Origin of the sequence: Hyphobacterium sp. SN044, from assembly GCF_021864465.1 — a bacterium.
In the GTDB taxonomy this organism is placed as follows: domain Bacteria; phylum Pseudomonadota; class Alphaproteobacteria; order Caulobacterales; family Maricaulaceae; genus Hyphobacterium.
In genome coordinates this window covers 1-650 of record NZ_JAKKUV010000021.1, presented here as the reverse complement: position 1 = coordinate 650, position 650 = coordinate 1, and the positions used below count along the sequence as shown (strand labels likewise).

The window sequence follows — 650 nt, the reverse complement described above, 5'->3', positions numbered from 1 at the left end:
GGCGATCCTATTCTCTACCAACATTTATTCTGATTTTTTGGACACCCTGAAGTTTACATTCTCATCTTACCTGGATTTGGAGCAATCTCACATATCGTTAGTCACTATACTGCAAAACTGGAACCATTTGGGGCTCTCGGGATAATTTATGCCATGCTCGGAATTGCTGTATTGGGATTTATTGTGTGAGCACATCACATATTTACAGTAGGACTTGATGTAGATACACGAGCATACTTCACGGCAGCTACCATAATTATCGCAGTACCCACAGGTATTAAAGTATTTAGATGGCTGGCCACCCTTCATGGATCAAAAATCAAATATGAGACCCCTATTTTATGGGCTCTTGGATTTATTTTTCTGTTTACTACAGGAGGTCTTACCGGCATTATTCTATCTAATTCCTCATTAGATATTATCCTTCACGATACTTACTATGTTGTAGCCCATTTTCATTATGTACTAAGAATGGGGGCAGTATTCGCAATCTTTGCTGCTTTTACTCACTGATTCCCACTCCTAACAGGATTAACTCTTCACCAGCGATGAGCCAATGCACAATTTTTCCTCATATTCTTAGGGGTCAACATTACCTTCTTTCCTCAACACTTTCTTGGCCTCAGGGGTATACCTCGTCGATATTCAGA

General features: G+C 40.0%; 1 pseudogene. It reads left to right on the top strand.

Going from position 1 to position 650, the window contains the following annotated elements:
* A pseudogene (locus tag L5876_RS14935) lies at positions 1 to 650 on the top strand (cbb3-type cytochrome c oxidase subunit I); the annotation flags it as partial.